The organism is Bacteroidia bacterium, from assembly GCA_025056095.1.
Lineage (GTDB): Bacteria > Bacteroidota > Bacteroidia > JANWVE01 > JANWVE01 > JANWVE01.
Genome location: JANWVW010000357.1, coordinates 1 through 1,046 on the forward strand (window position 1 = coordinate 1; position 1,046 = coordinate 1,046).

Below are 1,046 nucleotides of genomic sequence, written 5' to 3' on the forward strand. Positions count from 1 at the left end.
CAAAACACACCTAACTCCCAACCTGGGAGTTAGGTATGCACATGGTTCGCTTCGCAAAGGAAATGTTATTTGATATCGACAAATGCTTTCAATGTAAGTTGATTGATAAAAGCTACTAATTATCTTATCCCTCCTCTTATTATACTAACTTGGTATCTATTTCCCCTTTTGGTTCGCCCTGTGGGATTATTGATAACAATATTCAACCTCTCCCCTCCCAATACATCCAGAAACTTACCACCATTCACCTTCTCAAAGAAAAGAGATGAAATAGAAAATAATGTACCCCTCAAACCCGCAGGATGAATATTCCCACTATATACCTGCTGCGGAATAGTAAGATTTACTCTCGGATTGCCCGAAGAAGTATGCAACACAAACGCCGCCTTGATACTACCTAACGTAGGACTACTCAAAATCAGCGTATCCCCTTGACCTCTGCTCACCTTCACAATCTCCCCACTAATATCTCGCCTCTCGCCAGGAAGTTCATTGTTATTCGCATCTAACATCACATAAAAACTCCCCTGACCCAACGCATAGTCCCCTAAAAACTCATCTATCTTGATAGAAGGCGCTGGATTGTCGTCATCTTTTTTACAACCTACTACAAACCAACCAAAAACTACAAGCGATAAAAAAAGCAATGATAAGGATGGTCTCTTCATCGTTCTGTTAACTAAAGTGAAAGTTTGGTCCTACTCTTTCGGCTTTTCGGAATCCGCCCCGTTTTTTGAGTGGTAATCGGCTCCACTTTTTTAATCAAACAGAACTTTCTTTCCTTTAAGGAATACAGAGAATGCTCCTGCTTTCTGAAGAAAGCAGTCCAACTCGTACAAACCCCTAATGCTAAGTGAATGATAAAGATCTGAAATCCGTAGAAAATAGGATTTACACTCTTGCCTTGTCTGTGTAGCTACACCTTCCCCACTCGTGGGTTTTGCGTTTAGCAGAAGCGTTGCAATGCGGTGCTTTGATTAGATTTATTATCTTGTTCTTTCTATTTCAAAGCACGAAAAAAATGCGAAAACGGTTGTCTTTGTTGT

The 1,046-nt window shown here is 40.4% G+C and carries 1 protein-coding gene; it reads right to left on the reverse strand.

The window, feature by feature from the left end; translation table 11 throughout:
• Positions 1 to 119 precede the first annotated feature (119 nt).
• Entirely contained in the window at positions 120 to 668 is a 549-nt protein-coding gene (locus NZ519_14010; protein ID MCS7029867.1) for a hypothetical protein, read from the reverse strand.
• Positions 669 to 1,046 lie beyond the last annotated feature (378 nt).

Coding starts and splice junctions, on each gene's coding strand:
- NZ519_14010 (MCS7029867.1), bottom strand. CDS start 668: ATGAAGAGACCATCCTTATCATTGCTTTTTTTATCGCTTGTAGTTTTT.